This window comes from Photobacterium sp. 1_MG-2023, from assembly GCF_030547945.1.
Lineage (GTDB): Bacteria > Pseudomonadota > Gammaproteobacteria > Enterobacterales > Vibrionaceae > Photobacterium.
The window spans coordinates 187,025-206,712 of record NZ_JAUORR010000002.1; the positions used below are offsets into that span (position 1 = coordinate 187,025).

Sequence of the window (19,688 nt, forward strand, 5' to 3'; positions counted from 1 at the left end):
CCAGCGCGACATCCCATCCTTGTGCCGACCGCCCAACCGACAGGCACAGGGATCATTGCAATGCGCTGCCGCACCCTCAAATAGCAGAAAGACAACACGGGTCTTCCTTCCGCCACATCACGTTGAACAGGTGTCAATTTCACTAGTAAAAACATCACTTTGATTATCAATACGCTCACCTAGATCACGTAGTTTTTGACTGAATGGTAAACAACAAATCAATCTTTCCGCCGACCTCCATGGCTCATGAAGACACCGTGTTGACTTCACTCACTGCAGAGCAACGTGCCATTGAAGATACGAGGGTTGCTGAAGCCACCCAACATAGTTTTTTCCCAAAAGGCTCAATGGCCTATGAGGGAGAAGTCCAACTCAATGCAATCACACCTCCCATCACAAAAACAAAACCACCTTTGCAAAAACAGCCAAAGCAGCAACAGAAAAGAAATCCTGCGCGGCTGCCTGCACGGACAACCTTCCGTGGACGCGAACCTAAAGTGTTCAGTGCCTCAATGAATCAACAGGCGGATGGCATCAGCCACGAACCTTTAACAAAATTTGGTGGCATCGCTGTTTTTAAGTCCGGGGAATCACAGAACCGAAAACAAGGCTTCTCAACCATCAACACTCAGAATCAGTCCATGCTTGCCGGGTGTAGTGATCATTTAAAAGCGAGTCTGGAAAACCGCGGTCATTGGCGCCTGACAAGAAATGGGCAATCCGTCACGCCGGAATGGATGATTGTATTCTCGCCAACGCGGAGTACTGGCGACAAACTTGCCTCACAAACCGAGTTAGCCCAGCTATCCAGTATTCAGTCGCATCTGCGTTTACGTGTTGTCAAGACAGTTGCCGATGAAGAAATGATCACCGGCTTCCATACCGGCGAGCATAACGAACGATACACGGCGCCCTTGCCGGTTCTGCATGCTGAGAAAATTGGTATTTCAGATTACAAAGTCTCACTCCCCGGCGGCCTTGAATTAGCATGGTGCGCTGACGATCGACATCTGAGCCCACTCAAGCACCCGGTCAAGCCCGTGTCCAGAGTCAGGGTTGAAGACATTGAAGTCCGGCCGCTTGACTCTGAAGAGATCGCCAGCGAGCTCTTCAGCGATCAAGAGCTGCTGGAAGTGGTGGTCGCCTTCCCCGAAAAAAGTGCGATTGAGCCGCTGTATCTGCTGATGCCACGGGATCGAACAGCCGACGAGCAACAGCTCAGTATTCCTTTATATGCAGTCGGCAACCATGAGGCCGTCTCACTGGCAGTTAATCAGCCAGCCTCCGTCTCTTTAGAATCATCACCTCAGACAGCGTCGCTCGCCGCGCTACCCTACATTGCTGAGGGGCTAGCCTGGATTGGATCGTTCGTTATCGCCGCAAGTTTCACCCCGAAAGGCTCACTCCAAATCGCACCTCAAGACATGGAGGACCAATACTCAAAGCTTTGGCACAACCAACTGCTTTTTCAGGGGAAACTGCATAAAAGCGCTGAGCAGGAAATCTATGAATCTGAAGGGATCCGGCCAGATTTTACCTACAACCTCAATACGCACTACGAGCAACACATTGAAATTGAGTGTGATGGAGAGGCGATCCAAACCGCTTACTTTACAGATGTCACCGGAAGCCTTCCCAAAACCAGTGAACACAAAGTCCCCACTGAAATTCTGCAAGAAGAAAGGCAAGGCTATTTTGCCGACATCAGTGGCTTCACCCTGAAATGGAAAGATCATGCACTTGCCAGAGAAGAGGGTGTATTGCAATTGCTTCCGGATGAAATCCTTTGGGATGGGACCCGGAACGTCATCGCATCCGATGGGACCACCAATCGTATTCAGGTTGCGGCCGGACATGAAAATCTTGAGTTAATCTTCATTCCGCTTGTTCGCCTGAGTGGCACGGTTTCCTTTAATCTGCCTCCTACCTGGCATGAGAGCCTGGCCCCAGAGGAAGACAGAGAATCAGGCCGGATGGCCAACCCGATTCAGACCATTGATTTAGGCGACCGCTTTACTTCGCCCATGCCCGATCCGATTGATGATGGAATCTGGACGACACCAGAGGCGGAACCAGTCTCATCCGGGCGCTACACCACGCCAATCCATACGCCAGAAATCTTTATTCTCTGGACACCGGATTCCTCCCCGCTGCCCCCCATTCTGGTGATGCTGAAGCGAATCAGTAAGTATCACAATTATCAGCATGGTCAGAGCCTGGCAGATTTGAATGATGATCAACGGCGCAAGGTTGAGGCCTTTGTGGCTGCTGTGGAGTCGAATGATCCGGCTAAATATAAATGGGATAAAATTGAAAAAATATCACAAGGACAAATTAATGAGACTGAAAGAAAAGTCATAAGAAAATTTGCTATTAGAGTTGAACTACTACCAAAACTACCTCAAAATAAATCAATTGGAGAGGTGAATTTTGATTCATATTCAGAACTGGACATTAATTTACCTAGAGAGTTTTGGAAACTGAAGGTAAAAAGACAAGAAAAATATCTAGACAAAAAGACAATTGAATTATTTTTATCTCAAGGGAAAGACATCAAAAAATACTTTAAACCTAATGGCAGACTAAACAAATACTGGACTTGGCATCATCATCAAACTCCAGGTAAAATGCAATTACTTCCCTTTGGTATACATAAACTGTATTATCATATTGGAGGATTCGTTAAATGGTGCAAACAAAAGGTGAAACATGATAAAAATAAAGTTTGATCCCGGTTCATCAGCTGAACCCTTTACAGATAGCAGGCTTGAAGATATTCAAGAATATTTGGACGAGTTCGTTGGCGGTGTTTCGCTGCCTCAAGCACTCATTGAAATGCTCAAAGAAAATAATGGTGGTGTACCCATACACAGGTATTTTGAAACAGAGTCAGACGCTTATCCATTACGGATTTTCTTCAATATGAGCCGTAATGAACCTTGTATCCTTCATGAATCAAACAATATTTTTGATATGCATCAGCTCTATGAAGATAGATTCAATAACCCGTATCTATTACCCATCGCAGAAACAAGCTTTGGGGATGTTGTGGTGCTGGACTACGAAGGCACCCCAAAAGATAACCCGCGGGTTGCTTTATGGTTTCATGAGTGCGATGAACATGGCGTCAACAGTCAACCGTTAGAGCACATCGCTGATGACATGGCTTCGTTTTTAGACCTGCTGACGGAAGACTGATGCTTAACCATTGAATCGGCATGGATGCCGATTTATTTCAACAATCTGTACAGGATAGAAGCGAAAAACGATGCGTCATATTGATTTTCAAAATAATACATCTTTTGAGCCAATCACAGAGGAACATCTGGAAGAAGCCGATGAGTTTTTTGATGAGTTTATGGAAAACGCTCGTTTTCCACCTGCTCTTATCGAGCTATTCAAGAGAAATAACGGAGGTGAGCCTATTCAGAGGCACTTTAAAACTCAGACTAATGAATATCCAATTCGATTGTTTTATAACGTTAGTTTCAATGAATCAATTATTCTTCATGAATCAAATAATCTTTTTGATAAATATTATTTCTTTGAGAGTAGATTCAATAACCATCTCCTTTTACCGATTGCGGATACTACCTTTGGTGACATTATCGTGTTGGATTATAATGGCACTCCAAAAGATAACCCTCGTGTTGTACTTTGGTTCCATGAATGTGATGAAAAAGGTGAGTTCAGCTACCCAATGGAGAACATTGCAGACAGTATGGAAGAATTTATCAACCTGCTAACAGAAGATTTTACGAGAAGTTAAGATGAGCACGATTGATTTTTTCCCTGGAACTTCATGTGAACCGTTAACATCACTCCATTTTGAAGATATAGAAGAATACATGAGTGAAAACTTCGGTGATTGTAAGTTTCCTCAGACACTCATTGATCTATTAAAACGAAACAATGGTGGAATGCCAATACAACGCTGTTTCGAAACAAAAAACAACAAGTATCCAATCAAAATTTTCTATGATTTGGGTCTCAATGGAACCATTATTCTCCATGAATCCACGAATATTTTTGAGATGCATGATTTTTATGAAGATAGATTCAAGAACCCCTATTTATTCCCCATCGCAGAAACAAGCTTTGGGGATGTTGTGGTGCTGGACTACGAAGGCACCCCAAAAGATAACCCGCGGGTTGCATTATGGTTTCATGAGTGCGATGAACATGGTGTGAACAGCCAACCGTTAGAGCACATCGCTGACGACATGGCTTCGTTTTTAGACCTGCTGACGGAAGACTGAAAGAAGATGACATACGCTGGGACAAGCCAGGCAGGTACAACAATGTCTGAGTTTCCCTGTCATTCGACAGACAATCCGCGTCATCAATTACGTCACCGGCATCGCTCCCCGCGTCATAAAACTCAGCGGTGTTTTCCCCGTTTGCTGCTTAAAAAAAGCAATGAATGCGCTGTCTGACGAGAACTCCAGCCAGACGCTCACATCCGCGACCAGCATCTCGGCAGAGAGCAATTCAATCGCTTTCAGTACCCGCCATTGCTGGCGCCAATCCTGATACGACATCCCGGTATCGGCTTTAAAAATTCGCGAGAGTGTTTTTGTGCTGACTCCAAGCGATAGGGCCAGCTCGCTCGCCGGTGGCGCTAAAAAAGTATCCAGCGTCATTTGCGTTCTGAACCGCGTCAACCGGACATCCGCAGGGACGGGAAGCTGATACTCTTGGCGCTTTGCAAGATCAAACTCTTCCCAGAACAGCGCCGTTGTTTTTGCCATCTCGGATTCTGGTTTGTCCCAGGGCCAGAATGCCATTTTCTCAATCAATGCCCTGAGCAGATCGTTCACCTCGATTTGAGTGACTTCTGAAGGGCCATCAAAAACCGAACCCTCAAAATATAAAGAGCGATAAGCGACCACATTGGTCATCACCGCTCGGTGGGGCGTCCGTGGCGGAATCCAGACAGCTCTGGTCGGCGGCAACACACAAATGGCCTTGTCCAGAACAAAGCGCATACATCCCTGCGGGGCATACAGAATCTGTCCCTTGTGATGCTGGTGAACACCCGAGTCATGCTGACCCACATCTGCAGCGATGCCAATCACACTGGCTGAGAAATGATCTGCATCAAAGGCTGTTTTCTGATCAATGAACGCCATTTGTCCGAATCTTGTTATTTTCTGTCTGAATGTCGTTTATGGGCATAAGAAACATCAGTATACACTGCGCGCCAAATTCATACAGGGTGAAGACACCAATGAAAAAGAAACCATCCTTAGGGCTGATGGTGATCATGCTGATGTTTCCTCAGATTGTCGAAACGATCTATAGCCCGGCTTTAAGTGCAATTTCGCAGACGTTCGCAGTCTCAAATGCGCAGGCAGCACAAACCTTGTCCATTTACTTTTCCGCCTTTGCGGTGGGTGTGGCCGTATGGGGCGTGCTGGCCGATCGCTGGGGCAGACGACCTGCGATGCTTGCCGGTTTGCTGATATACGCCTGCGCAGCTTGGGTGGCCACGCAGACAGACCATTTCATGGTGCTGATGATTGCCCGCGCCTTCAGCGCCTTTGGCATTGCGGTCGGCTCCATTGTCACACAGACCATGTTACGGGATGTTTTTGATGGCGAGGCCCTGGCAAAAGTTTTCAGTGTGATGGGTCTGGGCATTGCCATCAGCCCCATCATTGGCATGTTCTCAGGTGGCCAGCTCATGCAGGCCGGCGGCCATCAGGCTGTATTCTTTACCTTATTCGCAATGGCCATAGGCTTACTGTTCTATAACTATGTTCACCTGCCTGAAACTCAGTCTGAAAAGTCGCCATTGAACCTGCGTTCACTCAGCATTCAGATGCTGAAAGACGGGCATATCTGGCAATCCGCTTGCCTGATCGCGCTGTACAATGTCGCCCTGTTTGCGTATTACCAGTTGGGCGGATTCCACTTTGCGGCACTTGGCTTTACGCCGGCGCAATTTGGATACAGTGGTCTGGTACTTGGTCTGGGCTCACTCTTGGGCAGTTCCTGCAACCCATATTTGCTGAGCAAAGGCATCGCACAACACCACCTGCTGAAAGGGGCCAGCCTCCTGTGCGTTACCGGCGCGACTGGCGTCTATCTCCTGCTGAATTCAGTGGCGTTTCTGGCTCCCTTGGTCCTTATTGTCATGGCTTTTGGGATTGCCATCCCAAATGTACTCGGCATGGCTCTGCGCGATTACAGCGCATACGCCGGGAGTGCCGGGGCTTTGTTCGGCCTCCTCTATTACTTACTGATTGGATGTGGCTTGAGCCTGGCAGGCAGTTTGCAGCACTTAGGCGTTGTGCTGATTGTCTGCAGCCTTGGCATTCTTTTCGTCACTGCCGCACGGCAGGTTTAACTACGGACACCGCATCATCCTATCGATAACTCCCGCTACACCGCGGGAGTCTGCATCGCAACCCAGTCACCATGCGGGCTAACAATCCAGCACTTTTCTCTGCTGAAATGCCGCAGTCACCTCTTGCCATTCATAGCGGCTCAGAAAACAGGCTCTGGCATTTTCCGAGTTATTCGCCTCAATCAACACCGGTGCCAATACAAAACCTTGCCGGAACAGGCTCATGATTATGTCCGAGGCATTTTCCGCATGAAGCGCTTCAAAAACCAATACATCTTCTTTCACCAGCACACAAAACTTCATCAGTATTCCTTCCATCTCAGTTCGAGATCAGAATTATCGCCATTTATGCTATAGTGCCTAGTGATATTAATTTTATGGCGATAACTTAAAGTGATGAAGGTCAACCCAAAATATTTGCGCTCGATTGAAATTTTGGCCAGAGTGAAAAACTTCCGAATCGCCTCACAAATACTTTGTATTTCACAACCCGCACTGTCTAAGCAAATTAAAAACTTTGAAGATGCTTATACAATTGAAATGTTTATTCGAGACAGTCAGGGCGTGACCCTCTCCGAGGCAGGAAAACGGGTGATTGATGAAATTACGGCTTTAAACCGGCATATTCAAAAAACAGATGAATTCATTACCAGCATTTCCCAGAACAGCCTGACTCCTTTATCGATTGCGTTTGGCAAGTCCAGTAATGACTTCCTGCCTGTTCTGATTCGTGAGTTCCAGAATTTCCACGGTAAGATATTGATTTCACTTGCTGATATCTGTTCTCAGGAGCAAGAGGAACAACTCCTTTCAGGTGCGCTGGATATTGGGTTTATGAGACAACCAGCCTCACAGGCGCTCAACAGCATTCCGGTTTCAAAGGATGAGTTTGTTCTGGCCGTTTCAAAGAACCAATACGTCGATGACAATATTGACGCCTATTTACAGAAATATAACCTGCTCATGATGAGTAGTCACAGTAAGTCTCAGATCAACTTGCACACGATGGATTTGCTGAAAAACAAAACATATAAGATCACAAATATCTCTGCAGATTTACAAACAATGATTACGTTGATTTTATCCAATACTGGTGTTGCCATTTTGCCGAAGAAATCAATTCTCGGTATTTACGATGCCATTCAGTTAATCCCATTTCAGGAAAACACACAATGGGATATTCATATGGTATGGCATCCGAACAATTCGGCCCGATCGGTTGCGCTTTTCGTTGACCATGTCAAAAAAGAGCTTTCAAAACCAGCAGGAAGATGGACAGCGATTCTGAACCTCTATGTGGCATCACAAATGATTCAGCATGATGCCCCCTGACAATGCAATCACATGACCCCGTTTATGAAGAGCTCTTCTTAGGAACCTGGCCCTCTGTCAGCATGAGTTTGAGCTCATCAACCGAATCCACCGAATAAGACACCATGGCTTCCGGTTGGATACGCTGTCCCGTTTCGTCTGAAATATACCTGGCGAGTTGCTCTGGCTGAATCTGCCCATCCTCGGTTTTGAACAGATTGAGTTCTGCTTCGCTGAGCGTCTTCGCGCGGCCCGGCAGGTAAATTGTGCCGTAATATAAATCAACGCCGAACGCGATCAACCCGGGTACGACAAACAAAATTAAACCTGCCGCATCTAATACAACGATGGCCGGATCAAGCTGACCACCCCGCTGCCCCTTCCGCTCCGGATGCAACAAGACACCACACCCCGATAACTGTATCGTCAGTATCGCCGTCAAACTGATTCCCAATAGCTGATTTTTCATTGAATTTCCCTGCGTCAGTCGTCTATGCATCCGAATTTTTTTGTTGCAGTTTTTTAGGCTGTACTCTTTCATTATGGTGAAAAATAAGCGACTTGCAGGGATTTTTACCGTGTCATACGTAATGCTGATCAGACCTGTTTTTACATGTTAACTGCTTAGGGCAACCCCTTATCGATCTTTCGCATTTCCTGAATATTGAATCGGGCTTGTCACGACTTTTTTCACAATGGATGAATAGTAAGTCATTGTATCGCTGTGTATCGTAATCACCCGGTGATCCAAGGGATGATTTGCTTTCAGTAGGTAAGTATCAGGAGATTCTATATTCTCAATCGACAGAAAGATCTGATTCGACCAAAACCGTTTCACAGATCCAGAGGAGTGAAGCACGACTTCATCACGGCTGTTTCGGCGAGTGGCTGAGAACTGACCATCTGAACAAATCATGAGAATCGTATATTCACCTTCTTTCACTGTATAAACAGCCTGAAAAAATCGACCATAAATATGAGGCCAAATGAGCAGAAACAATAATATCAAGATGAGCAATAGGTTTAATCTTTTATTCATAGCAGATTCATCTGGAAATAATATGAAACAGTCATAAAAATGAGTGTTATCAATATAACCGTCAGCTTGTATCCATTCAGTAATTTCGCTGAGATTTTAGTAAACGTTTGATGAATATTGATGTAAATGGATTTTTTTCCTATCTCAGTCCCTTCAATTCTTTTTCTTTTTATAAGTTCAACCGCCTTTTCATCGGCACCTTCGTGATGAATCGAATGAACATTGGGTGAACTATCAACCTGATGAATAATCAGAGAATGATGTAATTGATAACCATAGCCTCGTAAGGTAATGATCGATGGATTAACATTCAACTCGTTTAATGTGTTTCGAATATTATTCATGGCAACGTTAAGTGAGTTTTTGGTAACCACTTTTCCTGGCCAGGCATATGCAATGATTTCATCTCTACTGATGCCTTCTTTTGCATCAGGAAGCGATAACACATTCAGAATGAGAATTTCTGAATGTGCCAAGGCAGATTCAGAAACTTTGTCATGACAAGATATTTTTCTGGTGCTTGAATCAATATAAACAATATGTTTCATATAGTTTACCAAGTGAATTAATTTCAACGTACCTCGTTTATTAAATGATTAGTTCAATCCCAATTGTCACATTAATCAATATCAAGAAGACCGTCCTCCCACCTTCTTATTTCATAATATTTTAAATTCATTGGCCATTTCGAGTTAACGATGACCTTTCACCAAAGGGGATACAGAATATAACTTGAACAGGAAGCTTGAATGACTTCTTGATACGATTGAATTGACAGGATTTAAAAGAATTAGTGAAAAACGCTCAAAAAAAACCGCTCACTATACAGAGAGCGGTTTTGGCGGTAAATCCCTTTACCTACGACTTAACACAAAACGTTGCTGATCACTACTTGTCAGAAGGGATCAGGCTTTTGACTTCAACTGGCTCACCACCAATTTCAGAAACTTTCAGATTCAGCGTATGTGAATATGGCTTAGAGCTGTATACAAAGACACGGCCTTTATCATTGGTCATATAGCGATTATCACCTTTGGTATCCACAACGGTAACATTGGCTTGCGGTACACCTTCTTTTTCTACTAATACCCAAGCGCCATCCATACGAGACGTGACATTAACTTCGAGTCCGTTTGCCATCATTTCAGTTTTGCCTTCATTCTTATCGGCAAATGCAGAACCAGACATTGCTAATAAACTGACCAGCAGAACTGGTAAAACTATATTCATAATTATCTCCAGGACACCCAAGTGTCAATCATTCCATGTAGTGCGAAGTGCCGTTATAAATTACTGTCCAATTGAAACTCAAGTCAATAGATATGGATCTGATTATTTTGATCTATATAACGCATTAATCTTTCCCTGACTTTAATTAATCATCCTGGTGCCGCGCTTGATATTGATTGATGTCTGAAAAGATTATAAAAGAATGCATTTATATAAATACACAACCAGCCACACCTGATTAATAAAATTAAAAAATTATATTAATCAGATGCTTAGCCAAAAACATGAACTGTGAACCTCGTAAAAATTAATGAGAAGACCACTCAATATGATTCCACATGCGTGCTCGGAAAATCACCGAGCCCGATTTAAAATTAGGCTCAAGCTGTCTGACTTTAATATTCCATCTACAATTTTAATCGAAAGCCACAGAAACTTTCACCCATCGATATAGTTGAATAAGTTAAAATATCAATAAAACTGCGATCAAATAAGTCATTCAACCTAACTGTAAATATATTTTGAGACTATTCAAACTCGTCACAGGGCTAAATTGCCCCACTCAACAATAAATCAGCGCATCAACTCAACGACACAGGATGGCAATCAATGAATATCCGACTGATTGAGAACAGAGACCCATGAAAGGAGGCTAGACTCATGTGTTCACCTTCCCTCCCGTGGCGCGTCACGCATAGCCAATACTTCGAAACCATGATTCCCGGCGATTCACAATCTGCCATTGATGAACGGTACACCTGAGCCTCGAAATACGCATAAAACGCATCAGGGCGCATGGATAGGAAGGTCACGTCAGCGGACGCTTTAGCAAAAGAAATGAATCCCTTGAAATGTTAGGCCCGAGATTCCGCAGCCAATTTAGGAATAAACCGCTTCATACAGTACACCAAGAAGCCTAAGGAGCCGAGTCTGATGCTCTTGAACACCCGTTATGAAGCTTTGGCCGCCAAATTCGAGTGTGTCGATACCTTCGAATTTTAAGAATACCCAACGTGCCGTCGGTTTAGTTGTCGTCTTATTCTTTTCCATGCTAGGAAAGAATTCCTCGGTCTTAGTGAGACTCTCTCGGATTTTGTGCTCTAAGCTTGCGTAAACGAGTAGGCTAAGCGTCATGATCATCAGTAGCGCCTCGATTCGCTGAGGTTTCTTCAGGAAAATTGATGATGTTAAGAACTCAGGGCTTTTCAAAAAGCGAAAGCCGCGCTCAACCTTTTGCTGAGACTTGTAATGCTCAAGCAATGCAGCCATTGTTAGATCGGCGTAGTCAGTATCGTTGGTGGCGAGAATAAACATACCCACTTTAAGCTTGGCCAGTTTCACTTTTTCTAGATCGGTATAAGGCGTAGAATCTATCAAATAGTGGTATCCCGTTGGCTTTTCGTCTTTCTTCGGCCGACCACGACCTGAATAGATTGGCTCTTTAACGATGGTTGATTGTGCAAAGCCAAGCAAATGACACTGGCTGGCGAAGTCGCCCATTGCTTGCTCGGCATCCACTGCGCAAGCAAACTTCTTTTTCATTAGTTGTCCCAGCGCTTTCTGCTCTTTGGTGATATTTTTGTCTAAGTTCTTATAGAACGTTACCTCTTCTCGCTTGGTTGCTTGTTCACTATGAATCAACAGCCACTTCTGAGTAACCGAGCCATAATCAGCGTCAACCCAGCAACCCGAGTAGCCATTGCCGATACGGCTCAGCTGCTCTGGCTCAAGGTTCATTAAGGCTTCTTTAGCTGACTTAATGGTCATTGGAACACGCGTAATAAACTTCTGTTGTTGCTCATCCAGTGAACGAATGCTTTCTTCGGTGTATAGAGCGGCATCGGCGATGAAGTAGCGACTGTTTTGAGCTGCCTTTAGGCAATGAATATGCCGTTTAGTGACCTCTGAGAATGCCTTAGCATCGTTGGTGTTGCCACTAAGCGCTTGCATGTAAACAGGTAGGCCTGCTTGGTTTTCACAAATCAGCTCAAGGACCACTTGATTTAGCTCTGGACGGTGGTCTCGGCTGTAGCCTTTTACCAGTTTAATGGCATTCAGATCTTCGTCTTGGGCGTATTCACCATCGACATGGAAGCTAGTGATATCAGGGTGGACAGAGTCTGTTTTAAGTCCTAGCTTATCAACGACATGCTCTGCAATCGCTTGATAAAGTGCGGAGACATCTGCTTCATATAAAGCATCTAAAGTACGTCCGAGTACATCGTCAGTTAAATGGTGCGCTTCAATGTCTTTAGCGAGCAACTTGGCAACAGGCTTTGTCTCGAAGAAGTCAGAGAACATATGCAGCGTTCTACTGTGAAAGCCAAGGCCATTAAGAATCATTGCTAAGACTGCCTCGCCATGTGAAACGTTGTGCTCCGAGTACTTGGGAATGATGCGATCAATAATGCCTGGTAAACCGATTTCATGACAGAAAGCAGCGATTAGCCCTAAGTGGTCTAGGCGTTTAATGACAGGTTGAGCAGCAGACATAATAAAGTGACCGTTAAATAACAGTAATAGATCAAAACTGGGGATCGCGGTCAAGAGGTCAGTTGCACTAACACCTGAAAACGATCACTGGATCACATTGTTTTAATTATGAAATTGGCTGCGGAATGACGGGTGAAGTATGTCGCGCTTGAGTTCGGTATTTCTATCAGCATGATTTCATACGCACCAGATACGCTTTGCTGGCATAAATGTATCCAGAAATGCCTTTTTATTCTTTGCTGCTGTCCCGGCAGGTTGTCGGCTTCCCGCCGCCGACAACCTGAAAATTCGCCCTGAATTTCCCCCTGGGGGAGTGGGAAACTTTGGGGTCAAAGCTCGTTTTTGGACATTTCCGAGTTAAAGTCTTTACGGTAGTGTTCAAAGTTTTGTGTCTTGTCCTACACTGACTGAAAAAGGGAGAGACACATCATGGCTGATAAATACGAAATTGATATTCAGGAATTCGCAAAGGTGCTTCAGTCCGGTCAACGCATCAATAGTACAAGATTAAATAAAACCAGTTAAGTATATGAAAACAAAAATAATATAGATGAGGCTTAATTGCTCTATAATGAATAGTAATTTCCAAAGCCAAAATATCAAAGGATATCGACATGTTCATCAAAAACTCTTCGTGCTTCTCTCAATTGCTTCAAATTCAGGTAGATAGTAGAGTCGCTACTGCTCGATCTGTTTATCATATAACTAAAGATAAAGAAGCAAAGCGAACTATTGCTGTCGCATGCATGTTGGAACTCATAAAAAGTGAAGTAGCAAATTCTGAGATATCTAACTTGGAATATTTTATAGAAAAGCTTCCACATTTTACCGATGTAATTCAAAAATCACTTGAGGTAAATAAATAGCACATGTTGGCAATATTTATGTATGCTATAAAACTTATCATTTCAATACAACATGATGGAGTCTGATAAGAAACAGTCAAAATCAGACTCCTAATTACTTAAAAATCAACACCATAATAAATCACCGATTATCTTCCTTACTTTCCGATAAGGGCTCAACAGGCACCTCTTCATTTTTCTTATCGACAACTTTTTTGTGATTCGAATTTGTCTTTTCGGAATCCACATCAACATTATCGTCTTTCTGTGTGAAAATATTCTTAATCCAGTCAAACATAACATCACCTTCTGATTTAAAAGTATTTATTACTAGCACAGGAAGATTAAATCATATGCTTATAAGTACAGGGTGAGAGCATACTAACTTGATCGCTCAGGAGGTGAGCGCTTCGTCTGTTTATTGAACTCAAAATTTTTCATCTTGTCGGCAATTTTCGTAAAAATTGGCCTAGATTTTAAGCTCGTTCACCACTAGAACAAGAATTGAACGAAGTATGCTCGCGCCCTGCTTATAAGTATAGTCTTTTAAAAATAAAAATTTGTGAAAATCTATCAATTTATCCATATTATCAGCCAAGTAAATACTGTTGCATAAGAGAATCAAAGTTTCAGCGCAAAATATCGAATTTTTTGAACAAAATATAGCAATTTGACGTTCACAGCTGGTTGTGAGCACGGAATTCTTTTTTACGGAAGTCCCTAATGCATATCGATGCTTTTTCTCAATTCTTTTCAGTGATTCAAGACTCACGGCAGTCAGCAAAAATCTTGTACCCACTTGTCTAACCGTATGTGCCACCATTGCAGGTATGGAGGGCTAGTAAGATATCGAAGACTTTGGTGAAACTCATCTCGATTGGCTGCAGGACAATGGAATTTTCCGCTAGGGCATCCCTGTTCATGACACGATTGCCAAAGTTGTTTCTTCCATTGAACCTGACCAGTTTCAAGACTGCTTTTTAAAATGTTTCAGACTGAAAAATTTATGAACGCATGCTCAGTGAGCATCGGAATATTGCTGAATATTTTTTATCAGAAGGACACGGTAAAGCTGCCAGAATACGAGATTATAGGGTACGTGATTCAAATAAAAATCAACCAGATTCATATCAACAGATTGAATATATTCGAGACTTAGTTAATGCCAAGGTAGCAGAAATATATACCAGAGCATATAATAAAATCCAGAGGCTGTAAGTCTTTATGAATTCACTCGAACTCTACAATCCTATCAATCAATATTCTTTGAAAAAAATTACATTAATAATGTATGCGGAAATTTATTTAAACCACTCAAAAAGATAAGTCCATTACAGGTGTTCAATTTATGACGTTAAGACCATGAAAAAAAGTAATTTTAAGTCACTTCAGCGTGGCCATCCTACCCAGTTACCAAAGAAATATATTGACTGGATAACCCAACCAATTACACGATTCATGAGAGTTGAAGCCGCAGCTGGCGCATTTTTGCTTTTCTTTACCATCGCTTCCTTGGCTATTTCCAACTCTCCTTTGGCAGATGGATTTTTACTATTATGGCAAACACCTATTGGGATCTCGTTCGGAACGATTGAATTTACACGCTCACTTCAGGAGTGGATCAATGAAGCTTTGATGACATTTTTCTTCTTCCTAGTCTCACTTGAGCTAAAACGTGAAATAGTCTTAGGCGAATTAAATAAACCACGCTTAGCCATGCTTTCTATAGCGGGTGCTATTGGTGGTATGTTGGTTCCTGTATTAATCTACATGGCTTTTCAAATTGGTCAATCTGGGCAACATGGTTGGGGGATCGTCATGGCAACAGATACCGCATTTGTCATCGCCTCCCTTACAATTCTCGGCCCTCGAATTCCAAAAACTTTGCGGATATTCATGCTTTCTTTAGCCGTCATTGATGATATAGGTGCAATTATTGTTGTTGCTTTTGGATACGGTAAAAATATTAACTTTTATTATATTTCACTAGCATTACTCGGTTTCTTGTTTGTAAAATCCATGTCAATCCTTGGAATAAGAAGTCTCATAGTATATTTTATTGTTGGTGTTTTAATTTGGTTGTTAATTGATATGTCTGGAATTCATCCAACAGTAACTGGTGTTATCTTAGGTCTAATAACACCTACTAATCGATGGGTTAATGAAGAACGATTGTTAAAAATAATGGAATGTGTTGTTCCATCACCGACATCAAGCCAACATGATTCATTTGATATAGATCGTCAAGCTTTAAAAACCGCTGAAGCTGCTGCACGAGAAGCACTTTCACCACTAGAACGCTTAGAAACTATTCTGCACCCTTGGGTAGGTTTTTTAATCATGCCTTTGTTTGCATTTGCTAATGCCGGAGTATCAATTTCATTTTCAGAGTTTTCTAGTTCTTTATATTTTTCAATATTTATGGGTCTCGTTATTGGGAAGCCTATCGGTATTGTCTTATTTAGTTGGTTAGCAACACTGTTCAAAATAGCTATCCGACCACCAGACCTATCTTGGCATTACCTTATCGGGGGAAGCCTTCTCGCTGGAATAGGTTTCACTATGTCATTGTTTATTGCTCACTTAGCTTTAGAACCAACATTAATAAGTATTGCAAAAGCTGCTATTTTTTCTGCATCTTTATTTTCGGCACTTACAGGAATTATATTCCTATCATGGCTATTAAATCGAGATGCCAAACTTATAAACATTTCAAAAAACAAACTATAATTCTCACCAACTAAAATAAAACCACTCGATGATATGCATCATGATTTATATCGTTGTAACGAATAAGCCGGCCTTTCAAACCACCTAAAAGTTTTGGAAAATCATTTATAATAGTTCTAAAATTTTTTAGTGAGGAGGTGTAGTAATGATTCATGTAAATATCCCCCCGATAGACAGTGAAGAGCCTCAACACAGTGCAGGCATCCGAGTAGGCAAAGATTTACTTAAAGCAACCAAAAATTTTACTGAAGAATCGCCAGCGACAAGTTGGTGGTATGTTATTTCTACTTTTTTGTTCATGATGGCGGCTTTAGCCGTCGCAGGGATAGTTGAATTTTGGCCGATTCGTTTTATTTTTTCTGTCTTAGGTGGATTATTGATTGTTCGTTCCTTCATTACGTACCATGATTATTTGCACGGTTCAATCCTTCATCATTCACGAATCGCCTTCTGGCTGTTTTATACATTCGGAGCTTTAGTTTTAACACCACCTCGCTCTTGGCTCGAAAGCCATAACTATCATCATGGACATGTCGGACAGATATCAACAATAGTGGCAGGGACTTTTCCGGTTATATCCACAAAAATGTGGAAAGAATCATCGCGATGGCAGCGCCTTGTCTATAGAATACAACGGCACCCGTTGGTTGTACTGTTTAGTTACCCTCTTGTCTTTCTGATAAATATTACTCTCATTCCTCTTCTGAAAAATCCTATCAAACACTTCGACTCCCTTATATCGCTGATTGTTCACTTTGGATTGATTACCCTTTTATGGTTATCTGGTGGCTTCAATCTGGCTTTTTTCGTCATTTTACTTCCAATGACAATTGCTTCCACGCTTGGATGTTATTTGTTTTTTGCCCAACACAGTTTTCGACGAATGCAAATAGTCTCACCTGAGTCTTGGAACTACTATCGTGCAGCTTTAGAATCATCAAGTTATATGCGAATGAATCGAATCATGCAGTGGTTTACAGGGAACATTGGCTATCATCATATTCATCACCTCAATGTTAGGATTCCATTTTATCGATTGCCTGAAGTTATGGATAAAGTTCCTGAGTTACAAGCACCGATTACAACAACTCTGTCTCCTTCAGACATCATTAATTGTTTCCGTTCTGCTTTATGGGACGAGGATAAACAAAGAATGGTTTCTTACAAAGAAGCAAGGGAAATTGAAGAAGATAAATATTTATAATCAACATAACAACCCATATAAATCAACCAATTTTTTAGAGAGAAGTTTAAATGATAGCATGTAATATAAACATATTTAATATCTTGTAAAAGCTAGATTTATATAAATTTAATCATCGCACTTAATAAATATATTATTAGAAATAATCAATAAGTCGGTGGCAATTTACTATCACAACATTTCAAATTGTTATCGGGATTAAACGTCGGACTTAACATACTTTTGGGCAATACCAAGTTAGGAGAAACAACAAGTGGAGATACGCTTCAGGGCAGAAGTGTCATTGATTTACGTAATGAAGTGACGATGTCAGCTTAAATGCAGAAGATCTCAGGAACGAGGAAAATATTGAATTGACAAACGTATTGCTTGCACCATAAGCTGACATAACCACGCTCGACATATCAGAAGGTTATGTCTTCATTGGCACCATAAGGTGACATAGAAATGAAGCATAAGGTGACATAACCTTCCCTTGGCTTAGCATCTGCATCGGAATGTGTAAGATTTTTTCTTTCACTTAACTTGATTGGTCAGCTGTTCGGCCTATCAGTAATCAGCCCTACCCGTAAATGCACATTGGCAAGCTTAAGCAGTGAATTATTAGCTGGCACCGTCGTCAGGCAATGAGTTCGGCTCACGCCGCAGAAATAAGCATAATTGGTCAATGTGAAGTTACGAGCATTGAAGAATAGTCCGAATAACCTCCTAGAAGAAAGCCGCCGGATCCTTGGGCACCAGCGACGATAGACCATAAGGGAAAATACTTCTTGCCCTACGCACTTTGCAAACCAATGATTTCAGGCTGACTTATTGTAGGTGTGCTTATGTGCTTTTCCGTGGTTGCCAGCTTTGCTGTCAGCATGAGAATGAACATGCGAGGTTTGGCTGTCATCCGTGAAAACGACCAGCATCACCGCAGCCAGCAGGCTGAGCAGGCCCGCACAGAACATCACCACGCCAAACCCGGCCGCCATTGAGGACTGATAAACCGAAATCAGTGCCTCACGTCCCTGCGGAAACTCATGACTCATCACTGCGCGATGGGCTATCTCAACAGCCGCCTCTATGCTGTCAGCATTCACGCTATTGGCCATCTCCTGAATCGCATAAAGGCTCATCACGCTGCCGAGCACAGCAATACCCAGCGTCATCCCGATCTGTCGCAACGCATTCATCGTTGCCGAAGCGATCCCTGCGCGCTCAGCGGGCGCAAATCCCATAACCATCATCCCGGTGGCTGGAACGGAGAGCCCCGCCCCTAAGCCAAGCACCGCAAGGATGACGCCGATAAAAATGTAAGACGTATCAGCCGCAAATAATGACATCCCGCACAGTGACACCCCGATCAGCGTGTATCCGGTGGCCATCAGTTTCTTCAGCGAAACATGCCGGGCCATCCGGCCAAACAGCAACGATGCCACGCCCATCATTGTGAATTGCGGCATCAGATGCCACCCGGCCATTGCAGGCGTATCCCCCTGCACCTGCTGCAAATAAAGCGACAGAAAAAACAGACTGGCATAGGACGAAAACCCCAGTGCAAAAGAAGCCAGATTGGCCACGGCAAAAGTGATATTCCGAAATAGATGGATGGGGAACAACGGTCGCTTGACCGTAAGCTCAATCCAGACAAAAACCACAAAAGCCACTGCGGCACAGGAGAGCGGCAACAGAACTTTCTCCGCAGAAGCACCATGCTCGCCCATTTCAATCAGCGCATAGCTGAGCATACCGAGCCAGACCATGCTCAGCACCTGACCCACAGGATCAAACGCCGCATGCTCCGGATGCTTCCGCTCCCGAATCCCCCAGGCACCGAGCAAAGCAGCAATGATACCGATGGGAACATTGACCCAAAAGATGCTTGACCAGCCAATATGCTCAATCAGCAAACCACCAATCAAAGGACCCGAAACAAGCGAGAGAGCACTGCAGGCCGACCAGCCGCCAATCGCAAGGGCACGCTGACGGGAATCGGGAAATGCGTGGGTCAGAATCGGCATGGCACCGGGGATTAGCAACGCACCAGCAACCCCTTGTACCCCGCGGCCCCACAGCAAAGTATTCAGGTCGGCGGCGAAGGCACAAATCACGGAGCCCATCACAAAGAGCGCGACACTGCCCAGCCACACTCGCTTGTGTCCGTATTTATCACCCAGCGGGCCTGCGGACAACATCACTGCCGAGAGCGCGATCGCGTAAATGTTAATGATCCACTGAAGCCCGGCCATATCCGCATGAAGTGCTTCCTGAAGAGTCGGTAACGCGACGTTGACAATACTGATGTCCAGTGTTGACAGAAAGGTTCCGAGATAAGCCGCGATGACCAGTGCATGCGTTCGGTATCGTTCCATGAGTACGCTCAATATAAATGAGAATAAGTCTCAATAGTATAGATTGAACGACGGTCGGTCAAAGTCACGATAGCCACTCAAGCGGCTTTCTCTCGATTTCACCTCGAAGAATGAGTGACTTGCAGCC

At 43.5% G+C, this 19,688-nt stretch carries 18 protein-coding genes and 1 pseudogene; 10 read left to right on the forward strand and 9 right to left on the reverse strand.

The features are described from left to right. Positions 1-239 precede the first annotated feature (239 nt). From Q4579_RS02655 to Q4579_RS02670, 4 genes are all read left to right on the forward strand, one after another. Positions 240-2,729, forward strand: coding sequence for an S-type pyocin domain-containing protein (locus Q4579_RS02655; RefSeq protein ID WP_303561409.1), 2,490 nt, complete (start codon positions 240-242; stop codon positions 2,727-2,729). Next, the gene (locus Q4579_RS02660; protein ID WP_303561411.1) at positions 2,710-3,198 is read left to right on the forward strand and encodes an SMI1/KNR4 family protein; all 489 of its coding nucleotides are present in this window, start codon (positions 2,710-2,712) and stop codon (positions 3,196-3,198) included. The genes Q4579_RS02655 and Q4579_RS02660 overlap by 20 nt, the downstream gene beginning before the upstream one ends. A gap of 70 nt (positions 3,199-3,268) precedes the next feature. Continuing rightward, complete coding sequence (locus Q4579_RS02665; RefSeq protein ID WP_303561412.1) at positions 3,269-3,769, forward strand: SMI1/KNR4 family protein; 501 nt, start codon at positions 3,269-3,271, stop codon at positions 3,767-3,769. Between the two features lies 1 nt (position 3,770). Then, positions 3,771-4,259 carry an SMI1/KNR4 family protein gene (locus Q4579_RS02670; protein ID WP_303561413.1) on the forward strand — a complete coding sequence of 163 codons (489 nt, stop codon included), beginning with the start codon at positions 3,771-3,773 and terminating at the stop codon, positions 4,257-4,259. Positions 4,260-4,346: 87 nt separating this feature from the next. Here Q4579_RS02670 and Q4579_RS02675 read toward each other — a convergent pair whose 3' ends face one another. Next, the gene (locus tag Q4579_RS02675; RefSeq protein ID WP_303561415.1) at positions 4,347-5,132 is read right to left on the reverse strand and encodes a helix-turn-helix domain-containing protein; all 786 of its coding nucleotides are present in this window, start codon (positions 5,130-5,132) and stop codon (positions 4,347-4,349) included. 98 nt (positions 5,133-5,230) lie between these two features. Here Q4579_RS02675 and Q4579_RS02680 point away from each other — a divergent pair, with 98 nt between their 5' ends. Then, positions 5,231-6,352, forward strand: a complete 1,122-nt coding sequence (locus Q4579_RS02680; RefSeq protein WP_303561417.1) for an MFS transporter — start codon at positions 5,231-5,233, stop codon at positions 6,350-6,352. A 78-nt stretch (positions 6,353-6,430) separates the two neighbouring features. Here Q4579_RS02680 and Q4579_RS02685 read toward each other — a convergent pair whose 3' ends face one another. Next, positions 6,431-6,655: a hypothetical protein gene (locus tag Q4579_RS02685; RefSeq protein ID WP_303561418.1), complete on the reverse strand. Its 225-nt coding sequence runs from the start codon at positions 6,653-6,655 to the stop codon at positions 6,431-6,433. A 93-nt stretch (positions 6,656-6,748) separates the two neighbouring features. Between Q4579_RS02685 and Q4579_RS02690 the strand changes: the two genes are divergently transcribed. After that, positions 6,749-7,684, forward strand: a complete 936-nt coding sequence (locus Q4579_RS02690; protein ID WP_303561420.1) for a LysR family transcriptional regulator — start codon at positions 6,749-6,751, stop codon at positions 7,682-7,684. A gap of 22 nt (positions 7,685-7,706) precedes the next feature. On the opposite strand, the gene Q4579_RS02695 is transcribed toward Q4579_RS02690, so the two are convergent. The 5 genes from Q4579_RS02695 to Q4579_RS02715 all read right to left on the reverse strand — a co-directional run bounded on the left by Q4579_RS02695 (position 7,707) and on the right by Q4579_RS02715 (position 12,425). Further along, entirely contained in the window at positions 7,707-8,132 is a 426-nt protein-coding gene (locus Q4579_RS02695) for a hypothetical protein (protein ID WP_303561421.1), read from the reverse strand. Between the two features lie 168 nt (positions 8,133-8,300). After that, entirely contained in the window at positions 8,301-8,702 is a 402-nt protein-coding gene (locus tag Q4579_RS02700; RefSeq protein WP_303561422.1) for a hypothetical protein, read from the reverse strand. Continuing rightward, the gene (locus tag Q4579_RS02705) at positions 8,699-9,250 is read right to left on the reverse strand and encodes a winged helix-turn-helix domain-containing protein (protein WP_303561423.1); all 552 of its coding nucleotides are present in this window, start codon (positions 9,248-9,250) and stop codon (positions 8,699-8,701) included. The genes Q4579_RS02700 and Q4579_RS02705 overlap by 4 nt, the downstream gene beginning before the upstream one ends. A 340-nt stretch (positions 9,251-9,590) precedes the next feature. Beyond that, positions 9,591-9,932, reverse strand: a complete 342-nt coding sequence (locus Q4579_RS02710; protein WP_303561424.1) for a hypothetical protein — start codon at positions 9,930-9,932, stop codon at positions 9,591-9,593. An 879-nt stretch (positions 9,933-10,811) separates the two neighbouring features. Beyond that, entirely contained in the window at positions 10,812-12,425 is a 1,614-nt protein-coding gene (locus Q4579_RS02715) for an IS1634 family transposase (RefSeq protein WP_303561425.1), read from the reverse strand. A 614-nt stretch (positions 12,426-13,039) separates the two neighbouring features. Here Q4579_RS02715 and Q4579_RS02720 point away from each other — a divergent pair. Then, entirely contained in the window at positions 13,040-13,291 is a 252-nt protein-coding gene (locus tag Q4579_RS02720) for a hypothetical protein (protein WP_303561426.1), read from the forward strand. Positions 13,292-13,412: 121 nt separating this feature from the next. On the opposite strand, the gene Q4579_RS02725 is transcribed toward Q4579_RS02720, so the two are convergent. Then, a complete protein-coding gene (locus Q4579_RS02725) occupies positions 13,413-13,568 on the reverse strand; it encodes a hypothetical protein (RefSeq protein ID WP_303561427.1) in 156 nt (51 codons plus the stop codon). A gap of 425 nt (positions 13,569-13,993) precedes the next feature. Between Q4579_RS02725 and Q4579_RS02730 the strand changes: the two are divergent. From Q4579_RS02730 to Q4579_RS02740, 3 genes and pseudogenes are all read left to right on the forward strand, one after another. Then, positions 13,994-14,256, forward strand: a pseudogene (locus Q4579_RS02730) (transposase family protein); the annotation flags it as partial. Positions 14,257-14,632: 376 nt separating this feature from the next. Next, positions 14,633-16,000, forward strand: coding sequence for a Na+/H+ antiporter NhaA (gene nhaA / locus Q4579_RS02735; RefSeq protein WP_303561428.1), 1,368 nt, complete (start codon positions 14,633-14,635; stop codon positions 15,998-16,000). 145 nt (positions 16,001-16,145) lie between these two features. Further along, a complete protein-coding gene (locus Q4579_RS02740; protein WP_303561430.1) occupies positions 16,146-17,204 on the forward strand; it encodes a fatty acid desaturase in 1,059 nt (352 codons plus the stop codon). An 800-nt stretch (positions 17,205-18,004) separates the two neighbouring features. Here Q4579_RS02740 and Q4579_RS02745 read toward each other — a convergent pair. Next, complete coding sequence (locus Q4579_RS02745) at positions 18,005-19,561, reverse strand: MFS transporter (protein WP_303561432.1); 1,557 nt, start codon at positions 19,559-19,561, stop codon at positions 18,005-18,007. Positions 19,562-19,688: the final 127 nt, after the last annotated feature.